This window comes from Seonamhaeicola algicola, assembly GCF_007997385.1.
GTDB lineage: Bacteria > Bacteroidota > Bacteroidia > Flavobacteriales > Flavobacteriaceae > Seonamhaeicola > Seonamhaeicola algicola.
On record NZ_VOSC01000030.1, the window covers coordinates 292926 to 316730 of the forward strand.

The following is a 23805-nucleotide window of genomic DNA, read 5'->3' on the forward strand; positions in this document are numbered from 1 at the left end:
ACAATGAAAAACTATCTGCTACTCTTTACTATTTGCTGCACCCTTATACAATGTAAAAACCCAGTAAAAAAGGAAAACATCATTCATGCAGAGCAATCCAAAACCATGCAGCAATTAAAAAGTGATTTTATAGCGCAACGTTTTGGAATGTTTATTTGCTATAACATTATGTCTTATGGAGCCAAATGGGGAGAAGCTAATTATCCAATTGAGGCATTTAATCCTCAGAAACTAGATTGTAACCAATGGGCTGAAGCGGCAAAATCTGCAGGTATGAAGTTCGGTTTGCTAACTACCAAACACCATGAAGGTTTTTGCTTATGGGATAGTAAATTTACGACCTATGATGTAGCTTCAACACCCTATAAAAAAGATATAGTAAAACAATATGTTGATGCCTTTAGAAAGAAAAACTTAGGCATTGGACTCTACTATTCTATTTGGGACAGTACTCACAACATAGATAAAGATAGTATAACCTCTAATAAATTAGATTTTGTAAAAGGCCAAATTACAGAGCTTTTAACCAATTATGGGAAAATAGACTACTTTGTTTTGGATGGGTGGTATTGGAAAATTGGACATCATGAAATTCCATACCAAGACATAAGAACTTTAATTAGAAAATTACAACCAGATTGTTTAATAACCGACCATACACACCTGCAGGCACCTTACCACATGGAAATACCTTATTTTGAAGGGCCATTTGGAGCTTTCCCTCCAGAAGACAACACCATGGCTTCTGCTTTAGGGCATTGTAGTGTAAAAGGAAATGGTTGGTTTTGGAGTGAAAAAACCCCGAATGGATTAATTGAAGGCGATGGCATTGAAACCATTTTAGATAAACTTACAAAATGCGAAAGTAGATATTGCAACTTTATGCTTAATTGCATGCCTAATAGAGATGGCATTTTAGATACTATTTACATTGACATGCTAAATGAAATTGGACAAAAATGGAAGCCTAACTCCTCTAGACCTAAGTTACCTAGACAAGACCCTCAAATTATTGAAAGTTACCCAATAAAAACAATAACAGCAACTAGTGGAAATGCAGATTACTTAATTGATGCTCATCAAAAAGGGTCAGATCATTTTTATTGGAAATCAGATCCAAATTTACCACAAACAATAACTATAAATTTAGGTAAGCAAGAAGCTATTAATTCGCTTTTAATAGTACCAAACCACAAATGTAAACCCGCACCTGAAACAGCTTTAGCCGAAGGCAATATTACACACGCAAAATTAAGCTTAAGTACAGACAATATTAACTTTACTGAAGTAGCAGATGTAAAATGGGAACCTAATGCAAAATATAAATCTATAAATTTTAAAACTTCAAACGCACAGTATTTAAAACTAGATATTATAAATGCTAACGGTAAAAAAGCCATTATTACCGAATTAGATGTTGGTTTAGCTCAACCATAAGGATTTAAATAGACTCTTTAAACCTAATACAACTTAAAACCCAACATAAATAATTATGTTGGGTTTTAAGTACTTCCAATAATAAAAATTATTATATAATTTTTATTATTTTAATTAACATAACCTGAGTTTTGTTCTAACTCTAATTCTGTGTTTAACTGTATTTCAGAAAAAGGAATAGGAAATAAATTATTAAAAGCTTCAATGGTAGTACCTGCAAAAGGATTTCCTAACACTGTTCTATCATACACTAAGCCTAACCTTGCTAATGTTAATCTTCTATCTTCTTCATAATTCAGCTCTCTCATTCTCTCATCTAATATATAGTTAATATCTACATCTCCCGGAACTACAGGAATTGCTTGAGATCTACTTCTAACCACATTAATATCTGCTGCTGCTGCAATAGTGTTCTCTTGCCCTAAATAAGCTTCGGCTCTTAAAAGGTAAGTTTCGGCTACTCTTATTAAATACCAATCTGTAACTGTTTGACCTGAACTATTAGCCATTCTACCAGTAGATTCATCTAATAACAATTCGCTTGGGTGATCATTTGGTGTAGATATTTTTGCAACGTTTGGGTAAAAATCACGTAGCGTATCTTGAGCAGATAAACCATTAAACCAGGATTGTGGGAAATCACTAATGTTTTGTCCAAAATAAGACGATGATGGGTTATCAACAATCCAATCTCTAGTAATATTTCTATTGTTATTTCTTAAATCAACATCCCAATTCCCATTACCCCAAATAGTATGCGTAAAATATGGTGTAGGTCTAACAAAACCTACAGGTCTTCCTCCATTCTGAGTGCTAGGGCCAAAGAATATTTTTTCGCCATCTGGGTCATTCAAAAACCAATATAAACAACCATAATAGCGTTCATATTTAAAAGGTGTAGAACTTTCCCACTGCGCTATTGGTGTTCCACCTTGTATATTAAACTCTTCTTGTAGAACCAAAATACTTTCGGTATTTCCTATATTTCTATTTTGGTTATTTCTTTGAAATAAATCCCAGTAAGGGTCTCCTTCTTCTGATGCTTTACTTCCAAATCGTGATGTCATTAAACTAATGGCTGAATTATCTATTACCTTATTAGCAGCAGAAATAGCTTCAACGTAATTATCTGTTGCTATGTATAACTCGGCCAAAAAATGATAAGCAGCGGCACTATTTAATTTACCTTCTGCAGAAATAGATGAAATATCTGGCAAGTTAGAAGCTGCAAATTCCATATCTGAAATTGCTTGACTTAATGTTTCTTCTTTAGACGCTCTTAAAAAATCTCTTTTAGGCCCTGACACTTCTTCAAGTATGATAGGTACGCCTCCATATAAATATCCTAAACATCTATAAGCATACCCTCTAAACCACCTAGCTTCAGCTACGTGAATATCTTTAACAGATTCGTCTAGATAATCTATAGCATCTATTCTACCTAATATTACATTAGAGTTTGCTATTATTTTATAATAAAGCTTCCAAAACTCCAACACAGCGCCTGTTGATGGTGATAATTCTACTCTATAATCTCCAAAACCAGATGTTTCTGGGTTTCTAGCAGACATACATAAATCTGTACCATTATGCATTATATTATTATTAACACCATTATGCAACTCTCTTAAAATACCATAGTTTGCAACAAGGGCTGTTTCAATATCGGTAGAGTTTGTGTATGAATTTTCTGGACTTAAAAATTCAAGTGGAACTTCATCGAGTTCATCTTTATCACATGAAATCACTAATGCTATTGTACAAACTAAAATTATATATTTATAAATATTCATAATGCTTTTTTTAAAAAGTTAAATTGATACCTACAGAATAACTTGTCATAACAGGTCTAGCCCCTAGGTTAAAACCTGCGCCAGTTTCTGGGTCAATACCCTCCCATTTAGTCCAAGTAGCTAAATTTTTACCTGTTGCAAAAATGCGAAGCTGATCAAAAAATGTATCTTTTAATAATGAGTCAGGAAAACTATAAGAAAGTCTTACATCTTGTAATCTTACAAAACTTCTGTCTGACCACTTGTGCCTTGTTGTTACAGGGTTAGGGTCATCAACAAAAATACCTGCATGAGGCGCATTTGGGTTTGCTGGAGACCACGGCTTAAATTCATTAACAACATTGTATGTACTTGCGTTGTCACTTCTCCATCTGTATTCTGTTGCTGTTGGTGTGTTTTGCCCTAAGTAGCCATCTTTTCCTCCTTGAATAGAATTAATAAATACACTTAAGCTTAAATTTTTGTATTTAAATTCATTAAAAACACTAAAACGGTAAGCTGGTTCTGTTCTACCTAAAATTTTACGGTCTCCATCTTCAGAAATTGCATTGTCAATGTTTAAATCTGCAATAACTCTATTGCCTGGGTTAAAACCATCAGGTATATCATCGCCTATTTGATATATTCTACCTGTATCTACAAAATCATACACAGCACCTATAGATTCTCCAATGAATAAATTGTTTTGTATCAAATCATCCTCTTTACCATCTCCATCATCATCTTTTCCTAATACACTAACAACTTCGTTTTTATTGGTTGAAAAATTTACGGTACTTTTCCAAGTAAAGTTATCTGTTTGTATATTTAAACTAGATATAGATAATTCTAAACCTTTGTTTGCAACTTCTCCTAAGTTTGTTGTTATTTTTTCAAAACCTGTAATTCTGGGTATTTCAACCTCATAAAGAATACCTTCAGTTGTTGTATTATAATAGTTAACATTACCACTCAATCTGTTTTCTAGAATAGAAAAATCTAGCCCAAGGTTAAGCCCTGTTGTAGTTTCCCAAGATAAATCGTTATTACCTAGTGAGGATATAAATTGCCCAAATGCGGGTTTATCTCCAAATACGTATAAGAAGTCTGTTTGTGTTTGAGCTAACGTATCATATCTTCCTACTGTTCTATTACCCGTTTGCCCGTATGATGCCCTAAACTTTAAACTATTTACCCAAGGTAACGCTTTTTCTATGAATGCTTCTTCGCTAAGTGTCCACCCCAATGCTAAAGATGGAAAAGTTCCAAATTTTGTTTCTGTACCAAAACCAGAAAAACCATCTCTTCTTACTGTAAATGTTACTAAGTATTTATTGTTATATTTATAATTTAATCTTCCCATTTGATAAATACTTCTTTCATCCCAAGCACCTGAAAACGCAAATTGTTGCCCTACACCAGACTCTAGAGCGTTGTAACCAAGTGCTTTATTTAAAAAAGTTCCAGATTCTGCTGTGGTATTCTCTCCTTTACGTTCTTCAAAACCATATAAAAGTGTTACATCTAAATTGTGCATATCATTTAAAGTTGTTGTATAAGTTAGCAAGTTATCTGTAGTTCTATCTGTAGTAAATGCGTTATATTTAGAAGCTGTTCCTTCAAAATTATTACCATTTTTATCAAATCTAAAATCTCTATGCGTTCTATAACTTATACCGTGATTTATTTTATACTTCAACCCCTTTATAGGTAACTTAAATGTTGCATAAAAATTACCAAATAAATTTAAACGCTTATCCAATTGTTCTATCTCTAACCGTAACAAAGGACTTCTATCTATACCTATTGGGTCTGTGTTTAAAGATCCATCTTCATTGTAAGGTGCTATTAGTGGTGAATATAGATTACCTAACAATAAATTTGCTTCAACTCCCGAATAATCACCTTCAGTTAGAGATGTTTGCATACCTACAGTTAACCAATCTGTTACCTTATTTTCAAAATTGGCTCTTAGGTTAATTCTATCATAATTATCATTTCTAACATATCCTTTTTGTTCTGTTCGACCTGCTGAAAGAAAATAATTTGTTTTTTCAGTACTGCCTGAAACATTAATATTAAAATTATGTATGTAAGCATCTTGTGTAACAAGATCTAGCCAGTTTGTATCCGTTCCGTTATTATAACCATCAATAATTGATTGGTAAGGAAATGTACTCACTATATCAAAATTTGGATTAGGCTCAGTAAAATTTGGGCCTAAAAAGGCTTGATCATAAAAACGCCTACGTAAATTATCAAGATAACCTTGCCTATTAGCTGGTTGTAATCTATTAGCAGGTGAATCAATAGAGTAGTAGCTTGAAATATTAATTTTTGGTTTATCACCTCTTTTTCCTCTTTTAGATGTTACAAGTATAACACCATTAGCCGCCTGGGATCCATAAATTGCCTGAGAACTAGCATCCTTCAATATGTCAATACTCGCTATGTCTGCTGGATTTATATCTGCGAGACTACCTCTGTATATTACGCCATCTAGAACTATAAGAGGTACATTCCCAACAAGTTTATTATCATTATCTACTGCAAATGTATTTCTACCCCTAACTTCAATTGTAGGTGAACCGCCTGCAGAATTCACAGCTCCTACATTTAAGCCTGCTACAGACCCTTGTAATGATTGTACAATACTGGTATTAGGTTGATCTGCAAAAGCTTCAACATCAGCCCTTGCTACCGAGCCTGTAACGTCTGACTTTTTTTGAGCAACATAGCCTACCACTACTACCTCATCTAGTTTAGCTAGATCTTCTGTTAGTTTAATATCTAATTTAGTTTGATTTTGAATTAGTATTTCTTGAGATATAAACCCTACGTAGCTAAAAACCAACGTGCTTCCTTTGGCTACATTTATAGAATAATTCCCATCAAAATCTGTTGTTGTTCCAATGGTTTCTCCTTTTACTATTATTGAAACACCAGGCAAAGGAAAACCATCATCATCAGTAACAACACCATTTACTTCTCTTATTTGTGATAATTTATCATCAACTTGTATTAGTGTTGAATACTTAATATTACCATCTATTTTAAAAAAATAAATTTCGTTTGCATGAGCTCCTAAGTGCACTAAAACTATTAATATTAAAAAAAAATTTATTCTTAATTTATAGTTTAGTAATGGCAAAGATTTCCCATTACTTTCTAGAAGTTTTTTCATATTTTTGACATGTTTACTGTGGTTAATTAATTTTTTAATCACACTTATAATCGGGAAATGCTAGCCCATTTCCTGATTTTTTTGGTTGATTAAATACTTTATTTAGTTTATTGTTTTTTTCTTAGTTTATTTCATTGGCGTACTGTTTTTAGTTTAGTTGGTATTTATAGGGTTATCAAGTAGATTTAAAAAATTTTCTGCCTTAAATACGTGAATTTATTTTGTTAAATCATCAATCAATCCTTCTATACCTAATACACTAACATACAAAGTAAACAACATAATTAGAGATAGCATAATAATGTCATATGCCTTATTACTATGTGCTTTCATTAATGATTTCTTACACGTTAAATAAAATACAGAACCTACTGTTACAGGTAACACAATAGCTATACTTGCTTGAGATAACATTAAAATAAAAACAGGCCTAAACCCGAAAGCAATTCCTATAACACTAAATACTGTAAGTACTAAAACTATTAAACGAGAACTTAATGTTTTCGTATTCCTTTCCTGTTCATTATAATCAATAATTAACCAAGGAATTACCAATGTATTAGGTAAATGAGATGATAAACCTGCCGCTAGAATACCTATTACAAAAACACCAAGTGCTGCTTTACCTGCAATTGGCTCCATTAACGGAATCATTTCGGCTACATTGTTTAGGCTTAATCCTTGAACATTCAATGTTGAAGCTGCCGTAATTAATATAGCAGAACTTATTATAAACATTAAAGATGTACTTACAAAAGCATCTCTTTTTTGAACCTTGTTATCACCCATAGTCCAACCTGTATCTTTAACAATTTGAGATCGTATAATGAATGCAAAAACAGATACTGTTGTCCCTACCATACCTGCTATAATGATAAAAGGGCTATTATCACTACCAGCAGCTGATTTAGGAAATTTAGGAATAAAGCCTTTTGCTAACTCTGAAATTGAAGGAAAATTTAAAAACATTGTTGTTATAAAAGCCAAGGCCATAATAGCTACCAAAATAGCTAGTATTTTTTCAAACAAATCATAGTTACCTAACCAAATAAGCACATATATTAAACTTCCAAAAATAATAGCCCACGCTAAAGATGATATATAAAAAGGCAACACAACTGCTGACCATTCTGCCATAACATCTGCCATAATACCTAACAAACCCGTAAGCGCGCTAATTATTATTGTGCTTAGTGCAACAAGTAATAAAATAGCCAGACTTGGGTGAATATGTTTTTTTATACCCTGAATAACAGTTTCATTAGTTACCATAGTATACTTACTAAACAGTACTATTAAATAATATGTCATTAAACAACTTACCAATACAGTCCACAAAAGGTCTAAACCAAAATTTGCGCCAGCTTTAGACATAGATGTTACACTGCCTGTGCCAACGTTATAACCAATTAAAAATATTCCAGGTAAAACACTTGCTATTATTTTTTTAACTTTTAACATGTTTTGTGTTTTTGACAGAGTACTGTTTTAATTTATTTTACAGCTTCTAATGTGTAGGTAATTTTATTCTCTTTAAATTCTACAAACATTGGGCTGGAGATTCCATTTCTATGTTCGAACTGCTCATTTGATAAAATCAAATTGATATTTTTGGAAAAATTAGTAGACCATTTCACACCTTTACCTTCTAAATATAATGATACCGAATTATCAGTTTGTTTTATTGCAGTTTTCTCTCTACCATCATTAATTAGCATGGGCCAAACTAACCTTTTTATCCCTTCAAAACCTTTAAATTCATTAGTTATAGTAACATTTTTATCTGTAATAGATATTGTTTCAACAATCTGCTTTAAATTGTTGTTATCAACCTTTTCAAAATTATAAGAAACACTAAATGTGACTTCAGAATCACTTTCAGTTACTATCTTAATTTCTGGTTCTAAATCTTTAAACTTAGCTAAGTATATCCAGTTTCCTTCATCATCTTTCCATGAAGGCCCTAAAGCCATAACGTTTCCTTCTCCGCTATATAACTCTGCAATACCTTCAGATGGCCCTAATTGCGGATGTCCATCTTGTAAATGAACACGTAAAATACCAGTTGGGTTGTATTTTTGATCACCACTTGTATCATACTCAACATAGTTTCCCTTTAAACTAGCAAATATTTTATGAAACGGTTTTACTGCAGTAACTACGGCGCCCCCTATATCTGCAGGGGCAGGATATTCTTCTATTGCACCATTTGAAAATTGCCACGCCTGCGCTAACATAGACATTGCTAGCATATTGTAGCATGTATGAACAGAGTATCTTTCATAGCCATGTTTTTTCTCAATAGGAAATCTGTTTTTAACAATATACCCTGAACCATCTTCGCGAATCCAATTTTGAATAGAACTTAATGATAACATGGCGGCTCTTTTAAAAGCTCCTGCCTCTTTATTTAAGCCTGCTTTAGCGTAAGCTGATGCGTAGATTTCAAAAAGTACGCTTTGTTCTGCTTCATTCCATATATGATGACTACTTCTATACCCTGTTGGTAATTCTCCAAAGGGAGATTGTACAAACAAAGAAGTCCAAGCTCCCTTCCATAAATTATGTTTAAGTATAGAGTAATGCTGTCCTTTATAATCTAATTGCAACATTCCTGCTAAATAATGCCTAGCAAAAAGGTCATAGGCTAATGGATTACCCGGTTCATCATACATTCCTAAATCTGTGAAATTACTTAGTTGATACTTAATCATACGTTCAGCATAATCTACAGTTGTAAACCCTTCTTTGGCTCTTAAATATTCGCCAGAAGCATGTACTAAGATCCAATTAAGATTTTTTTCTTGGTTATAAAATGCATATAGCTTCTCGATATTTATCGATTTCAATTTTTCATCCCAAGAATTAACTTGTTCCTTACTGGCATTAGTTTTAAACAATCTATAAGCCAGCATAACAGGCCAAGTATAAAAATCACCATGATTACCATTAACTGTAGCATTTACCATATCAGTTAATGAAGCATCTAACGCCTTCATACCACTTATAGCCAAAGGATTATCTTTCTCAATAGCACCAGAAGCCACTAATGCAGATACAGCATGTGCAAAACAAGGCGTACTATAATATTTTTCAGTTTTTTCAACAGGATCAATAAGGCGGCCTTCTTTATTTTGATACTTTAACATAGCTCTTACTTGAGCTTCAATTACTTTTAAATAATCATCCTTTTTAAGTCCTGTTGATATAAAACCGGTTGTATTTTCTTGTGATTGCAAAAACGCTTTGAGCTTACCTGAAAGCGGATGTAAACTATTATCTAAAGTAGTTTCAGAAAGTGCTTTTAATGGTATTAAAGTGGTATCTTTAAATAATTTTGAATTATTCAAACTTGTTTTTGTTTCTTTATTTTTTTGGGAACTACATGAAGTTATACAAATTATAAATAAAAATATATTAATGATTTTTATGTAACTGTTTTTTAATACCATCAAAAGTTTTTTTAGTTTAGTTTTTAAGTATATTATCGTAATTCATTTTTTGGAATACCATCCATATCTGTAAAGTCTAAGTTTTCACCTGCCATCCCCCAAAGGAAACTATAATTTGAAGTTCCTGCACCTGAATGTATAGACCATGGTGGCGAGATAACAGCTTGATTGTTTGACATCCAGATATGGCGTGTTTCATGACCAGGCCCCATGAAATGGCAAACCGCTTGACCTTCTGCAACATCAGTATACATATACACTTCCATTCTTCTGTTGTGTGTATGTGCTGGCATAGTGTTCCAAACGCTTCCTGGTTTTAATTCAGTAATTCCCATTTGTAATTGACAGGTTTCAACAGTTGCAGAAACAATATATTGAAACAGCTCACGCTCATTAGCATCTTCTTTACTACCAAGTTGTAAAACATTAGCATCTTCTCTACCAATTTTTTTAGTAGGAAAACTATGGTGTGCAGGTGCTGAATTGATGTAGAATAAAGCTGGGTTAGATACATCTGAACTTTCAAAAGTTACAGTTATAGCACCCATTCCAATATAAATTGCTTCTTTTTTATTTAAAACATAGGCTGTTCCATCAACTGTTACAGTTCCTTCTCCACCTATATTTATAACACCTACTTCTCTCCTGTTACAAAAGTGTTCCGCCTTTAACGGTTCTATAGCTTCTAAATTTAAAACTCCATTTACAGGAACTGCACCTCCTGCTACATACCTATCATAATGTGTGTAGGTTAATGTAATTTTATTTTCTACAAACACTTTATCTATTAAAAAATGGTCTCTTAACTTTTGTGTTCCATATGTTTTTACATCTTCAGGATGTGCTTCGTAACGTTCGTCGTAAGTGATCTTAGTCATGTTTAATTATTTGTTATTGTTTAGATTCATTTTGTACATTTCACTAGCAGCTAATAAAAAAGTTCCAGTTACGTACTCATGAGAATCATCTTTAGATAAGTTTACAGGTTGGTCTCCTACTAACTGTCCCCACTGTACTTTTCCCTCTTTACTAACTTCATCTGTAACAGATTTCCAAGCCTTTTTAATTACTGGCAAGTACTCTTCTTTGTTAAGAATTCCGTTATTAATACCATAAGCAATACCATAAATAAAAAAGCTAGTTCCACTTGTTTCTTTAAAAGGTGCATGATCTGGATTTGCTAAGTTAGGATACCAAAACCCTTCTTGTGCCTGACACTCTTTTAAAGCTGCTGCCATATTTTTAAGAACTGACTCGTAACGTTTATAGTTACCGTGTTCCATTGGCAAGTATTCTAAAATTCTTGCAATTCCTGCAATTGCCCAACCATTTCCTCTAGACCAAACTATGTTTTTACCATTTTGATTATGTGGGTAAAAACGTTTATCTCTATAAAATAAGTTGGTATCTGTATTGTATAATTTACCGTAAACATCCCAAAACATGGCGTCCATCCATTCAGCATACTTTCTATCTCCTGTAACGTTGTATAACATTGCTAAAGTTGGTGGCCCTGTAAATAAAGCATCAACATATCTTGTTCCGTTTTCATAGTACCATTGGTGCGGATTACCTTTTGGATTTCTTAGTTCAGCATCATCTAAATGATCTATTACTCCTCTTATTTTACTTTTTTCTGGTTTAGCCATATAAGACTCAATCATAGATTGACCTATGGTTAACAAATTAGCACCACTAGCTGGATGTACCGGTGGTAACGTTGGCACCTTCCAATTTAAAGACGTGCATAATGCATCGGTTTGTTGTAAAAACTTCTCATCTCCTGTTGCTTTAAAACATGCCATTACGCCTGCATAATAAGTTCCACGAATCCAGTTATCATCATATGCTTTCCAAGGATTCTTAAGCTGATACTCATTAGTTTTATCCATTAGTTCTTTAATGGTGATTTTATCAAAAATTGATTGAGCAGTTACACTTACACATACGGTAAAAATTGTAAGTAATGATAAAATGTTTTTTTTCATAATTAGTTTATATTTATTCTTTTTAGTTGATGAATATTTCAAAACAAACCATTAAAAGATTTAATTTTGAAATATCACATAAGTCTACTTTAATAGGGTTTTGTTATTATATAACAAGCATATGTTAAATGTTAAAATGAAAAATTTTAACAGCAGGCAAAAGTTAAACCTATAGCATTAAACGTTTAATTAGCATTATTATATACATTACAAACTTAATTCTAAATTCTTTCTTAAATACATTGATTTTTACAACTTTTGCATAAATATTACCACAATAACATTTTTAACACATAAAAAAAGACAATATACGTGCATTAAAAGTGTTATCACTTTTAGCTATAAGATGAAATTTCACCTCATTAAAAAAACAAGTGGTTTTTAATATTGCTGTTGGAAACTATTAGTTTTCCTGTATTTAACTGGCGACATACCTTTAATGCGCTTAAATATTTGAGAAAATGAAGATGGGTTGTTAAAGCCAGATTCATAACATATTTGAGTCATTCCTAAATTATCATCTAAAAGTAATTTGCATGCATATTCTACACGCATTTCATAGAGAAATTCTAAATATGTTTTTTTTACTGTGTTTTTAAAATATCTACAAAAAGCACTTTTTGACAAATTAGCTACATTAGCTATTTCATCAAGTGAGATATTCTTCCTAAAGTTTAAAGAAGTATGTTTAATAACTCTATTTATTCGATCTCTTTCTTTTGGGTTTGTAGATTTGTGTAAATCATAATTAGATAGCACATGTTTATCATTAGTAACAGACATTAAATACAGTACCTTAATAAGAGACAAAACTTGTTCTAGAGGTGATTGTGTAAGCATGCTTTTTAGAATACCTCCAATTTCTTTATTAGTTTGTCCTGTAATTTTAAGTCCGCCAGAAGCCTCCTTAAGAGTTGCCAATACACCTTTAGCTTCTGGAAGTCTTAAAAAGTCTTTGCCTGCAAAATCTTGATAAAATTTTACAACAATAGCTTGATTATAAAGGCCGTTATCTTCATAATAAATATCATCACTAACCCATACGTGGGTTAATTCTTCTCCTACTAAAACTAAATCGCCTTTTTTATAAGATTTTATACTACTACCTACATACCTAGTACCATGGCCTTCTAATATGTATGCCAACTCTAACTCTTTATGGTAATGTAAAGGATTAGGAAAGTACTTCACATTTTGATGCATTATGGTAAGAGCCTTCCCTGGCTCATAACCCATAGATAAAAACTTAGCCTTACTCATTATTATTATACTAATTTAACCAAAAATAAACCACATAACTTAATATTTGCAAATATTTAATTAAAATAAATCAATTTTACAATACTATCATTATTTCATAATCCTTTAATTTGATAAAATTTTTAGCAATGAATATCAAACTAAACTTAGTTACTTTAGTAAGTTGTTTAATAAGTCTTGTATTAACCTCTTGTGAATCAAAAAATCTGAACAGTTATTCAATAACCATAAAAAACAATTCTAATGTTTCTAGAGCTTTTGAAACTATAGAAATTTGGTTTGAAAAATTAGATTTAAAACTAGATAAAGGAGAAACATTTGAAGTTTATAATACCTCTGGTGAAATTATTCGTTCTCAAATGATTGATACAAACTTAGACACTGTTTATGATTACTTAGTTTTCCAAACTACTATAGAAGCAAAATCTACACAAGTATACACATTACAGAAAGCAAAAAAACATAACCAACTAACAAACAGCATTTCAACCACATATTGTAAATTTGTACCTGAGAGAATGGATGATTTTGCTTGGGAAAATGACATAGTAGCATTTCGTACCTATGGACCAGAGTGCCAGCGTCTTTATGAAAAAGGAGACCCAACAGGATTAATTTCAAGTGGTATAGATTGTTGGTTAAAAAGAGTTGATTACCCAATAATTAACAAATGGTATAATAACCATAAAAAAGGCATATCATACCATCAAGATCATGGAGAAGGACTAGATAATTACCATGTGGGAACTACCAGAGGAACAGGAGGAACTGCACTAATTTGTGATAGTACCAATGTACTAAGTGAAAACTTTACTTCATGGAAAATCATTACTAACGGACCAATTAGAACCATTTTTGAACTCAATTACAAGCCTGTTGATGTTTGTGGCACTAAAGCCTCTGAGAAAAAAACAATTTCAATTGATTTAAAGTCTCACTTTTATAAATGCGAGGTATCTTACACTTCAAATAAACAGCTTGAAAAAGCATCTGCTGGTTTGGCACTTCATAAAGGAAAAGGTATTGTTAAAGAAAATAAAGAAGAGGGTTGGGTTTCTTACTGGGAACCTATAGACGATTCCTTTTTAGGAACTGCTGTAATAACCAAACCAAATAACATATTTAGTTTTGATTTAGACACTTCCATTGACGAAAACGAAAGCCTTAACAATGTATGCATACATAGTAAACTAAAAGATAACAGCTTTACTTATTGGGCTGGTTATGGATGGAAGAAACAAGGTGAAATTAGTAGTGCAGATGATTGGTATGCACACCTTAAACAAACATCAATTAAAATAAACAATCCTTTAGAAATTACACTTAAAAGAAATAAAATATAACAAAAATGTGGAAATCAGATGATGAGTTATTTGAAATAGCTAGAAAAGAATTATTTACGGCACTTGTTGGTGATGTTTTGGATCAAATGGGCTACGAACACCAATTTTTATCTCCAAATCTAAAACCTGTAGAAAAAACAATGGTGGTTATTGGTAGAGCTATGCCCGCTTTAGAAGCAGATGTTTTTGCAGAATCTGTAAAAGGCTCTAAAAATCCCCTTATGGAAAAACCATTTGGCCTTATGTTTGAAGCTTTAGACAGTTTGAAAAAGAATGAAGTATACATCTGCACAGGGTCTTCTTTTAATTATGCTTTATGGGGCGGATTAATGAGTACACGCGCTATGAAATTAGAAGCTAATGGCGCTGTAGTAAACGGTTACTCTAGAGATACTAATGAAATTGAAAAGTTAAAATTCCCTACAATTTCTGCTGGTACTTACGCACAAGACCAAGGCCCTAGAGGGAAAGTTATTGACTACGGAGTACCTATTGAAATTAATAACATAAAAATAAACCCCGGAGACATTGTATTTGGTGATAGAGACGGTGTATTAATAATACCTCAAGAAGTAGAGAAAGAAGCTTTTGAAAGAGCAATAGGCAAAGCCAGAGGCGAGCAACTTGTTAAAAAAGCCTTAGAGGAAGGCATGAGCACTGTAGAGGCTTATAACAAGTTTGGAATCATGTAAGCACATACATAATTAAAACACTTTTAATATTTATTTTATAAATTAAAAAAAATATGCTAATATAAAATACTTATAACACTAAAATTATAGGTTTTTATATTAGCATGTTTATTAGTGACCGCGAAGGGATTCGAACCCCCAACCCTCAGAGCCGAAATCTGATATTCTATCCAGTTGAACTACGCAGCCTTTATATTGTTTAAGCTAATTTAGCTTTTACTATGTTTGATATAGTTTTCCCATCGGCTTGTCCTGCCAATTCTTTACTAACTACCCCCATAACTTTACCCATATCTTTCATGCCTTCAGCACCAGTTTGTTCAATAACTGCTACAACTACTTTTTCAATTTCTTCATTAGTTAATGCTTCTGGTAAAAACTGACTAATAACTTCAGCTTCAGCTAATTCAGGTGCTGCTAAATCTTCTCTACCTTGTTCTAAATAAACAGCTGCACTATCTTTACGTTGTTTAACTTGCTTTTGCAATAGTTTTAGCTCTTGCTCTTCAGTTAACTCATCGCCTGCACCGCTTTCAGTTTTAGCTAAAAGTATGGCCGATTTTACGGCTCTTAAAGCTGTTAAAGCTGTTTGGTCTTTGGCTTTCATTGCTTCTTTTAAAGCCGTCATTACGTCTTGCTGTAAACTCATTTCTTTATTTTTTTAGAGTGCGAAGATAATAAATTGCGCTATTATTTGATAAGAAATACATCTTGTTTAAACCCTATATAAAAACTAAAACCCGAAAAGGTGAGAGTTGCTTTTCGGGTTCATAACTATTTAAGTAGGAAAAAATCAATCGACATTGTCATGTAAAAAAGAATTATTACTTCTTAATTGGATGTCGTCATTATCATCTAAACCTACACTGGTTCGAGACATATCAGTATCAGATGATGATTTGGTTTGGCTAATATCTAATCCTTGACGTTTGTATGCTGGTACTTTTTCAATATCATCAATTTTGGCATTATTAAATTTATAATTGAAATCCTTCATTTTACGTCTGCGCTCTTCAGCTCGTTCTTTTAAGAGTTCTGAAATAGGCGTATTCATGGGGTCAATTTCTTGCTCCTCTTCAGGTTCTACTGCTGGTTCGTTAACCACTTTTCGTTCAAAAACAACATCATTATCAACTTCTTCAACAGCTTCTTGTTGTGTTTTCTTTTTAGGGTTTGCAGCATCAGCTTCTACATAATCATCTAAAGTGTAACGAATATCTCCGTCTTCATTTGCTTCGGTAATGGTGATTAGCTCAGTGTAATCATTTACAGTAATATCTTTAATTTCGTCATTTAAATCATGCGATATTATATCTTCTTTTTCGTTAACTGGTTGTTTTGGTGCTTCAACATTGCTTGTTAAAGGCAAATCAAAAGTTAAGGTTATTTGCTGCTCTTCTTCTTCAATAGTTTCGGCTACAACATCAATATTTTTAATATCATTTTCCATTTTGGTTACTGGCTTAATGATAAAATCATCTTCATCTTCAACAGTTGCCTTTACTTCATCATAAACAACATTGATGTTTTTAATGATTTCTGATGTTGGAATAATATCTAAATTAGGATTTTGTCTTACATTGTTTTCTGGTTTTACCTGTGTTTTTGGCTTTACCTGTTCTTCTTCTGTATCAAAATCTAAAGTATGGCGTACAATTTTTGGTGCTTGCTTTTCTTCTAATTCAATGGCAGGCGCTATAATTGCGGGCTCTTTTTCTTCACCACTTAAATCTTGATCTTCTGGTGTTAAAGAATGTATAACTCTTTTGGTTTCAGTATTTGAAATTTCATCTTGCTGCTCAATATTAAAACCTGTGGCTATTATTGTTACTGCTATTGATTCTTCTAAAGTGCTATCTTCACCAACACCCATAATAATGTTAGCGCCATGACCTGCTTCATTTTGTATGTGGTCATTAATTTCACCTATTTCATCAATAGTAATTTCATGTGTTCCTGATACTATCAGTAATAGTACGTTTTTAGCACCTGTTATTTTATTATCGTTTAGTAACGGCGAATCTAATGCGTTTCTAATAGCATCTTGCGCACGGTTTTGACCAGCAGCTACTGCAGACCCCATTATTGCGGTGCCGCTATTACTTAATACCGTTTTAGCATCACGTAAATCTATATTTTGTGTATAATGATGTGTTATAACTTCGGCAATACCACGAGCAGCGGTAGATAACACCTCATCGGCTTTTGAGAAACCTGCTTTAAAACCTAGATTTCCATAAACTTCTCTAAGTTTGTTATTATTTATTACTATTAAAGAATCTACAACGCTTCTAATTTTTTCAATTCCTTTTTGTGATTGCTCAATACGCATTCTTCCTTCAAACTGAAATGGCATGGTAACAATACCCACGGTTAAAATGTCTAAATCTTTAGCCATTTTAGCAATTATAGGTGCAGCTCCTGTACCAGTACCACCGCCCATACCAGCGGTAATAAATACCATTTTAGTGTTAGAGTCTAGCATTCTTGAAATTTCTTCAAAGCTTTCAACAGCAGCTTGCTCACCAATATCTGGGTTGGCACCAGCGCCTAATCCTTCGGTTAAATTAACACCTAGCTGTATTTTGTTTGGAACACCACTATTTTGAAGTGCTTGAGCATCGGTATTACAAATGTAAAAATCTACACCTTTTATGCCTTGCTGAAACATGTGGTTTATGGCATTGCTACCACCGCCACCAACACCAATAACTTTGATTACGTTTGATTGGTTTTTGGGTAAATCAAACTTAATGCTTTCGAATTCTTTGTTGCTGCTCATAAATTCTGTTTTTCTGGGGTTTTGTACTTATATTTTAAATTCAATGGTTCTTTTTAATGTGCCGCTAGGCTACTCTGCGTTATCTAGAAAATCTTTAACACGTTCGGTTAATTTATCTAAAAACGACTTGCGTTCTTTTTTAGGTTCTTCAACTATATTGTTTACGTTTTCTTCTGTTGTATCAGCTTCTTCTTCCTCAACTTCGGTTTCGGTTATAGTTTCAGTTTCTACTTTTTTACGTTGCTGGCGTTTTAGGCCATCTAACACTAAACCTACAGCTGTTGCAAATAATGGGCTAGTAATATCTTCATCACTATCACCAGCTAAATGCTCATTAGGGTAGCCAATTCTAGTATCCATACCTGTAATGTATTCTACCAATTGCTTTAAATGTTTTAATTGGCTACCACCACCTGTTAAAACAATTCCTGCAATGAGTTTTTTCTTTTGCTCTTCGTGTCCGTAATTTTTTATTTCAACATATACTTGCTCAATAATTTCAACTACACGTGCGTGAATTATTTTAGACAAGTTTTTGAGGGTTATTTCTTTAGGTTCTCTACCACGAAGCCCTGGTATTGATACAATTTCATTGTCTTTATTTTCACCAGGCCATGCTGAACCAAATTTTATTTTTAATAGTTCGGCTTGTTTTTCTATGATTGAGCAGCCTTCTTTAATATCTTCAGTAATTACATTACCTCCAAACGGAATGACTGCTGTATGACGGATGATGCCGTCTCTAAAAATGGCTAAATCTGTTGTACCACCTCCTATATCAATTAGGGCTACACCAGCTTCTTTTTCTTCTTGACTTAATACGGCATTTGCTGATGCTAAAGGTTCTAAAGTAATACCTTCAAGACTTAAACCTGAGCTTTTTACGCATCGTCCAATATTTCGTATTGATGATACTTGGCCTACAACTACATGAAAATTAGCTTCTAACCTACCGCCATACATACCTATAGGTTCTTTAATTTCAGCTTGCCCATCAACTTTATATTCTTGTGGTAACACGTGAATAATTTCTTCTCCTGGTAACATAACCAACTTGTGCACTTGGTTTATTAGCCTATCAATATCATCATCATCAATTACAGTTTCAGAATCTGGTCTGGTAATATAATCGCTGTGTTGTAAACTACGTATGTGTTGCCCCGCAATACCAACTGTAACATCGGTAATTTTCATATTTGCAGCTGCTTCTGCCTCTTGAACCGCTTGTTGTATAGACTGTATTGTTTGTGTGATATTATTTACCACACCACGGTGTACGCCTAAACTTTTAGACCTCCCAATGCCTAAAATTTCAAGTTTACCATAATCGTTTTTACGACCAATCATGGCCACAATTTTTGTGGTTCCTATGTCTAATCCTACTGCTAAATTATGTTCCATAGTTTACGTTTTACTCAAAAAAATTGAGATTTTAATACTTAAACACTAAACGCACTTAAATGATTATTGTAACCAACCAATTTACCTACTACAAACTACTTGGTTATCAAATTGTAAATTCACTTTTTTATAATCATTTAGCGTGTTTTCTTTTAAACTTTTTTTATAAAACGCTTTTAGATTATTAATTTTTTTATCTAATAATTTCACGTCTCCTAACTGTACTATAAAATTACACTGCCTAAGTTTTAAATTGATTGTTTTATTTAAACTTTGGTGTATTTCTATAACGTGTTTTTTTAAAAACACATCGTTATTTATTTTTTGAGCTAAAGTAAAGAGATTTTTTAAATTATTTTTCTCTACATACCCTGTAACCAACGGCACTCTTGCTGAATAATTTGCAGACAAAGGCATAAACGAACCTTCGTCATCAATGTAATACGATACATTTGTATTTACTCTTGCAATAGGTGTTTTTTGTTCAACTTTAGCGTTAAGTGTGCCATTTACAGCAACATACACCTCTGCAGATTTGACCATTGGATTAGATTTTAGGGCAGTTTCTAATTCATTCAAATCTAAAGTTTCTTTTGGCACGTTTTTCATGCCTTGGTAATTTTGTATTAACAATTTACTAACATTGTTGGTGGTAATGAATGGTCTGTTTTCACCCACAAATTCAATATTAGGTTTTGAAACTTCTCGCACACCATTTTTCTTTAGTGAAAACGCATACAAAAACACCGTAAACACTAACAAAACAAACACTTTTATGTAGTTCCAGTTAACTTTCAACGCTTAAACTTTTTTTAATTAGTTTTACTTGCTCCCCTATATCTCCGGCGCCAATGGTTAAAATTACATGCGCATTACTTTCGTTTATTTTTTGCAGCAGCGCTTGTTTACTTACTAATTGCTTGTTTTTATTTGTAATTTTACTTAATAACCAACTTGATGTTACACCTTCAATTGGCAGCTCTCTTGCCGGATAAATATCTAACAACAATAGCTCATCAAATTTTGATAGGCTTAAAGCAAAATCATCTATAAAATCTCTTGTTCTGCTATACAAATGCGGTTGAAACACAGCCAATACTTTTTTATTTGGATACATTTCTCTAACAGCTTGATGTACAGCATTAATTTCTTCAGGATGATGCGCATAATCATCAATAAAAACTAAATTATCAGTTTTAATATGGTACGAAAATCGTCTTTTAACCCCCTTAAACGACGCTAAAGCTTTGGCGAGTTGTTCATAAGAACAGCCATACTCTATAGCCATTACCAAGGCTACTAGCGCATTAGACAAATTATGTCTTCCTGGTAGGTTAAACGCTATATTTGTAATGGTGATTTTTGGTGTTTTCACATCAAAAACATAGGTTCCATTTGTAATTTTTATGTTTTGAACACTGTAATCTGCATCGTCTTCAATCCCGTAGGTTATACCATCAAGTGGCAATCCATTTTTTACAAAAAGCTTACCGTTAGGTTTTAAACGCTTTGTAAAATCTATAAACGATTGTTTTAAAGCATCAGCTTCACCATAAATATCTAAATGATCAGCATCCATTGAAGTTACACATGCTAAATTTGGCGATAACGTTAAAAACGACCTATCAAACTCATCTGCTTCAACCACCGAAACTTCAGTTCCCTTCAATATTAAATTTGAATTATAATTTTCTGTAACACCTCCTAAAAAAGCAGTAACCTCTACATTACACTCATGCAACAAATGCCCCAAAATACTTGATGTTGTTGTTTTACCGTGCGTACCAGCAACCGCTAAACAAAACGTATTTTCTGTAATTAAACCCAACACTTGCGAGCGTTTTAACACCTTAAAATTATTGTTTAAAAAATAATTAAGTTCTGTATGGTTTTTTGGTATTGCCGGCGTGTAAACAACCAATGTAGTTTCGGGGTTTAAAAATGGCTTTTGCACAGCCTCAACAGCATCATTAAAATGTACATGAACACCCAAGCTTGATAGCGCTTCGGTTATTTCAGTTGGTGTTTTATCATAACCAGCTACATGCTTATTATTAGCCAAAAAATATCTAGCCAAAGCACTCATACCAATGCCACCAATGCCAACAAAATAAATGTTTTGTATGTTGTTTAAATTCATGCTTTGTTTAACAATTTTTCAACCTCATCTGCAATATCTTTTGTTGCATTTACCAAGGCTAATTTTTTAATATTTTCAGATAACGTTTTTTGCTTTTCTTTTGATGCTATTAATTGTGAAAATTTATTTTCAAAATCGGCGTTTAAATCTTCTTCTTTAATAATTAAAGCGGCATGTTGATTTACTACAGCCATTGCATTTTTTGTTTGATGATCTTCGGCAACATTTGGCGATGGTATAAAAACCACCGGTTTACCAACAATACACAGCTCTGAAACCGAGCTAGCACCTGCCCTTGAAACTATAACATCGGCCGCCGCATAAGCACTAGCCATATCATTTAAAAACTGATGCACTTGCACATGCTTTGTATTACCATAAATTTTATATTGCTGATAATAAAGCTTACCGCATTGCCATATTATTTGCACATTTTGAGTATTAAAAAAGTCTAATTTTTTTTCAATTAATTCATTTATACGCTTTGCCCCCAAACTACCACCTAAAACCAACAGCGTTACCATGTTTTCTTTTAAACCGAAATGCTTTTTAGCTTCGTTTGTTTTTGATGTAATATTTAACAAACCTTGGCGCACCGGATTACCCGTTTTTATAATTTTATCCTTCGGAAAAAAGCGCTCTAAACCATCATAAGCCACACATATTTTTTTAGCTTTTTTTGATAATAATTTATTTGTTATTCCTGGATACGAATTTTGCTCTTGTATTAAACTAGGAATACCCTTAGATGCAGCCGCATACAATAACGGACCACTAGCAAAACCACCCGTACCAATAGCCACGTGAGGTTTAAATTGCTTTATTATTTTTTTAGCTTTTAAAACACTGCTAACGACCTTAAAAGGAAACGATAGGTTTTTTAATGTTAACTTGCGCTGTATACCCGAAATCCATAAACCTTCAATATTATAACCTGCTTGTGGTACTTTTTCCATTTCCATTCTATCTTTTGCGCCAACAAACAAAAATTCCGCATTAGGAAAACGCATTTTTAACTCATTAGCAATTGCTATTGCAGGATAAATATGCCCACCTGTACCTCCTCCAGATAATATGATTTTATAATTACTCATTAAATAGTTTCAGATAAAATTTCTAATGGGTTTTCTTCTATATTTTCTTCTTTTTCTTTTATTTCTTCGCGTTTAGCACTAACACTTAAAATAATACCAAGTGCTAAACAAGTCATCCAGATAGAGGTTCCTCCACTACTAATTAATGGTAGTGTTTGCCCTGTTACCGGAAACAACTCTACAGCCACAGCCATATTTATTAATGCCTGAAACACTATTGGCAAACCAACACCTAGCACTAATAATTTACCAAACACAGTATCGGCTTTTTGTGCAGCTATTACTATTCTAAACAATAACCACATATATAAAACCATAACAAACAAACCGCCTATTAACCCATACTCTTCAATAATAATGGCAAAAATGAAGTCTGATGATGATTGTGGTAAAAAGTTTTTCTGCCTACTTTTTCCTGGGCCAACACCATTAATACCTCCTGAGGCTATAGCTATTTTTGCTTTTTCAATTTGATAATCTGCTTCTGTATCTTCTGCATTAGAAAAACTCTCAATTCTGCTCATCCAAGTATCAACCCTGTTTGGCATAGCATCAGGAAATGCTTTTGCAACCAGAATAAACATTGTTAACATTAACAAACCACTACCAATAATAACAGCCAAATATCTTAAAGGATAACCACCTAAAAATACCAACACAATAACCATTAAAAATATAATGGCTGTTGTTGAAAAATTTGACGGTAATATTAACGCTAACACTAAAAATGCAGGCAGCCAAAGTGGCAATACAGACTCTTTAAAGGTTATTTTTTTGTCTTTTATTTTAGACATATATCTTGCTACATACACCATTAAAACTACTGCAGCTAGTGTTGATGTTTGAAATGACATACCCACTATTGGTATTTGTATCCAACGGCTGGCATTGGCGCCATCAATAACCGTTCCCTGCATCATGGTTATTGCTAACAACACCAACACCACAGGAATCATTATTAACGATAAACCTTTAAAATACCTATACGGAATTTTATGAACCCCATACATTATTGCAAACCCTAAAAACAAATGCATAAAATGCTTTACAAAAAAAGCAAACGTATTACTACCACCGCCTTTATATGCTAAATTACTGGCAGCACTGTAAACGGGCAAAAATGAAACTATAGCCAACAACGCCACAATTGCCCAAATTAATCGATCTCCTTTTATGTTTTTAAATAGTGTTTGCACTTATTTATTTTAATATTTATAATGTTATTTTGAATAGAAAAAGAAAAACTCTTTAGTTATTCTA

Annotated in this window: 17 protein-coding genes and 1 tRNA gene; 3 read left to right on the forward strand and 15 right to left on the reverse strand. The window is 32.8% G+C overall.

The window, feature by feature from the left end; translation table 11 throughout:
- The first annotated feature begins 3 nt into the window (after positions 1-3).
- Positions 4-1437: an alpha-L-fucosidase gene (locus tag FUA26_RS13535; RefSeq protein ID WP_147137201.1), complete on the forward strand. Its 1434-nt coding sequence runs from the start codon at positions 4-6 to the stop codon at positions 1435-1437.
- 110 nt (positions 1438-1547) lie between these two features.
- On the opposite strand, the gene FUA26_RS13540 is transcribed toward FUA26_RS13535, so the two are convergent.
- The 7 genes from FUA26_RS13540 to FUA26_RS13570 all read right to left on the reverse strand — a co-directional run bounded on the left by FUA26_RS13540 (position 1548) and on the right by FUA26_RS13570 (position 13093).
- Positions 1548-3230 carry a RagB/SusD family nutrient uptake outer membrane protein gene (locus tag FUA26_RS13540; protein WP_147137204.1) on the reverse strand — a complete coding sequence of 561 codons (1683 nt, stop codon included), beginning with the start codon at positions 3228-3230 and terminating at the stop codon, positions 1548-1550.
- Between the two features lie 10 nt (positions 3231-3240).
- Positions 3241-6393, reverse strand: coding sequence for a SusC/RagA family TonB-linked outer membrane protein (locus FUA26_RS13545; RefSeq protein WP_147137207.1), 3153 nt, complete (start codon positions 6391-6393; stop codon positions 3241-3243).
- A gap of 216 nt (positions 6394-6609) precedes the next feature.
- Entirely contained in the window at positions 6610-7854 is a 1245-nt protein-coding gene (locus FUA26_RS13550; RefSeq protein WP_147137210.1) for an Nramp family divalent metal transporter, read from the reverse strand.
- A 32-nt stretch (positions 7855-7886) separates the two neighbouring features.
- Positions 7887-9743, reverse strand: a complete 1857-nt coding sequence (locus tag FUA26_RS13555; RefSeq protein WP_147137213.1) for a hypothetical protein — start codon at positions 9741-9743, stop codon at positions 7887-7889.
- A gap of 134 nt (positions 9744-9877) precedes the next feature.
- A complete protein-coding gene (gene kduI, locus FUA26_RS13560) occupies positions 9878-10723 on the reverse strand; it encodes a 5-dehydro-4-deoxy-D-glucuronate isomerase (RefSeq protein WP_147137216.1) in 846 nt (281 codons plus the stop codon).
- 6 nt (positions 10724-10729) lie between these two features.
- Complete coding sequence (locus FUA26_RS13565) at positions 10730-11833, reverse strand: glycoside hydrolase family 88 protein (RefSeq protein WP_147137218.1); 1104 nt, start codon at positions 11831-11833, stop codon at positions 10730-10732.
- 381 nt (positions 11834-12214) lie between these two features.
- Entirely contained in the window at positions 12215-13093 is an 879-nt protein-coding gene (locus FUA26_RS13570; RefSeq protein WP_147137221.1) for an AraC family transcriptional regulator, read from the reverse strand.
- A gap of 128 nt (positions 13094-13221) precedes the next feature.
- On the opposite strand from FUA26_RS13570, the gene FUA26_RS13575 reads away from it, so the two are divergent.
- A complete protein-coding gene (locus FUA26_RS13575) occupies positions 13222-14436 on the forward strand; it encodes a DUF4861 family protein (protein WP_147137224.1) in 1215 nt (404 codons plus the stop codon).
- A 5-nt stretch (positions 14437-14441) separates the two neighbouring features.
- Complete coding sequence (locus FUA26_RS13580; protein ID WP_147137227.1) at positions 14442-15128, forward strand: RraA family protein; 687 nt, start codon at positions 14442-14444, stop codon at positions 15126-15128.
- Between the two features lie 115 nt (positions 15129-15243).
- On the opposite strand, the gene FUA26_RS13585 is transcribed toward FUA26_RS13580, so the two are convergent.
- The 8 genes from FUA26_RS13585 to FUA26_RS13620 all read right to left on the reverse strand — a co-directional run bounded on the left by FUA26_RS13585 (position 15244) and on the right by FUA26_RS13620 (position 23741).
- A tRNA-Arg gene (locus FUA26_RS13585) sits at positions 15244-15317 on the reverse strand.
- A 10-nt stretch (positions 15318-15327) separates the two neighbouring features.
- On the reverse strand, positions 15328-15777 hold the full coding sequence (locus tag FUA26_RS13590) for a GatB/YqeY domain-containing protein (protein WP_147137230.1): 450 nt from the start codon (positions 15775-15777) through the stop codon (positions 15328-15330).
- 144 nt (positions 15778-15921) lie between these two features.
- The gene (ftsZ, locus tag FUA26_RS13595; RefSeq protein ID WP_147137233.1) at positions 15922-17910 is read right to left on the reverse strand and encodes a cell division protein FtsZ; all 1989 of its coding nucleotides are present in this window, start codon (positions 17908-17910) and stop codon (positions 15922-15924) included.
- 69 nt (positions 17911-17979) lie between these two features.
- Positions 17980-19311 carry a cell division protein FtsA gene (gene ftsA / locus FUA26_RS13600; protein WP_147137236.1) on the reverse strand — a complete coding sequence of 444 codons (1332 nt, stop codon included), beginning with the start codon at positions 19309-19311 and terminating at the stop codon, positions 17980-17982.
- 81 nt (positions 19312-19392) lie between these two features.
- Positions 19393-20109 (reverse strand): cell division protein FtsQ/DivIB, encoded by a 717-nt coding sequence (locus FUA26_RS13605; protein WP_147137239.1) that lies wholly within the window; start codon positions 20107-20109, stop codon positions 19393-19395.
- Complete coding sequence (gene murC / locus FUA26_RS13610; RefSeq protein WP_147137242.1) at positions 20099-21451, reverse strand: UDP-N-acetylmuramate--L-alanine ligase; 1353 nt, start codon at positions 21449-21451, stop codon at positions 20099-20101. The genes FUA26_RS13605 and murC overlap by 11 nt, the downstream gene beginning before the upstream one ends.
- Entirely contained in the window at positions 21448-22545 is a 1098-nt protein-coding gene (gene murG, locus FUA26_RS13615) for an undecaprenyldiphospho-muramoylpentapeptide beta-N-acetylglucosaminyltransferase (RefSeq protein WP_147137245.1), read from the reverse strand. The genes murC and murG overlap by 4 nt, the downstream gene beginning before the upstream one ends.
- The gene (locus tag FUA26_RS13620; protein WP_147137248.1) at positions 22545-23741 is read right to left on the reverse strand and encodes an FtsW/RodA/SpoVE family cell cycle protein; all 1197 of its coding nucleotides are present in this window, start codon (positions 23739-23741) and stop codon (positions 22545-22547) included. The genes murG and FUA26_RS13620 overlap by 1 nt, the downstream gene beginning before the upstream one ends.
- Positions 23742-23805: the final 64 nt, after the last annotated feature.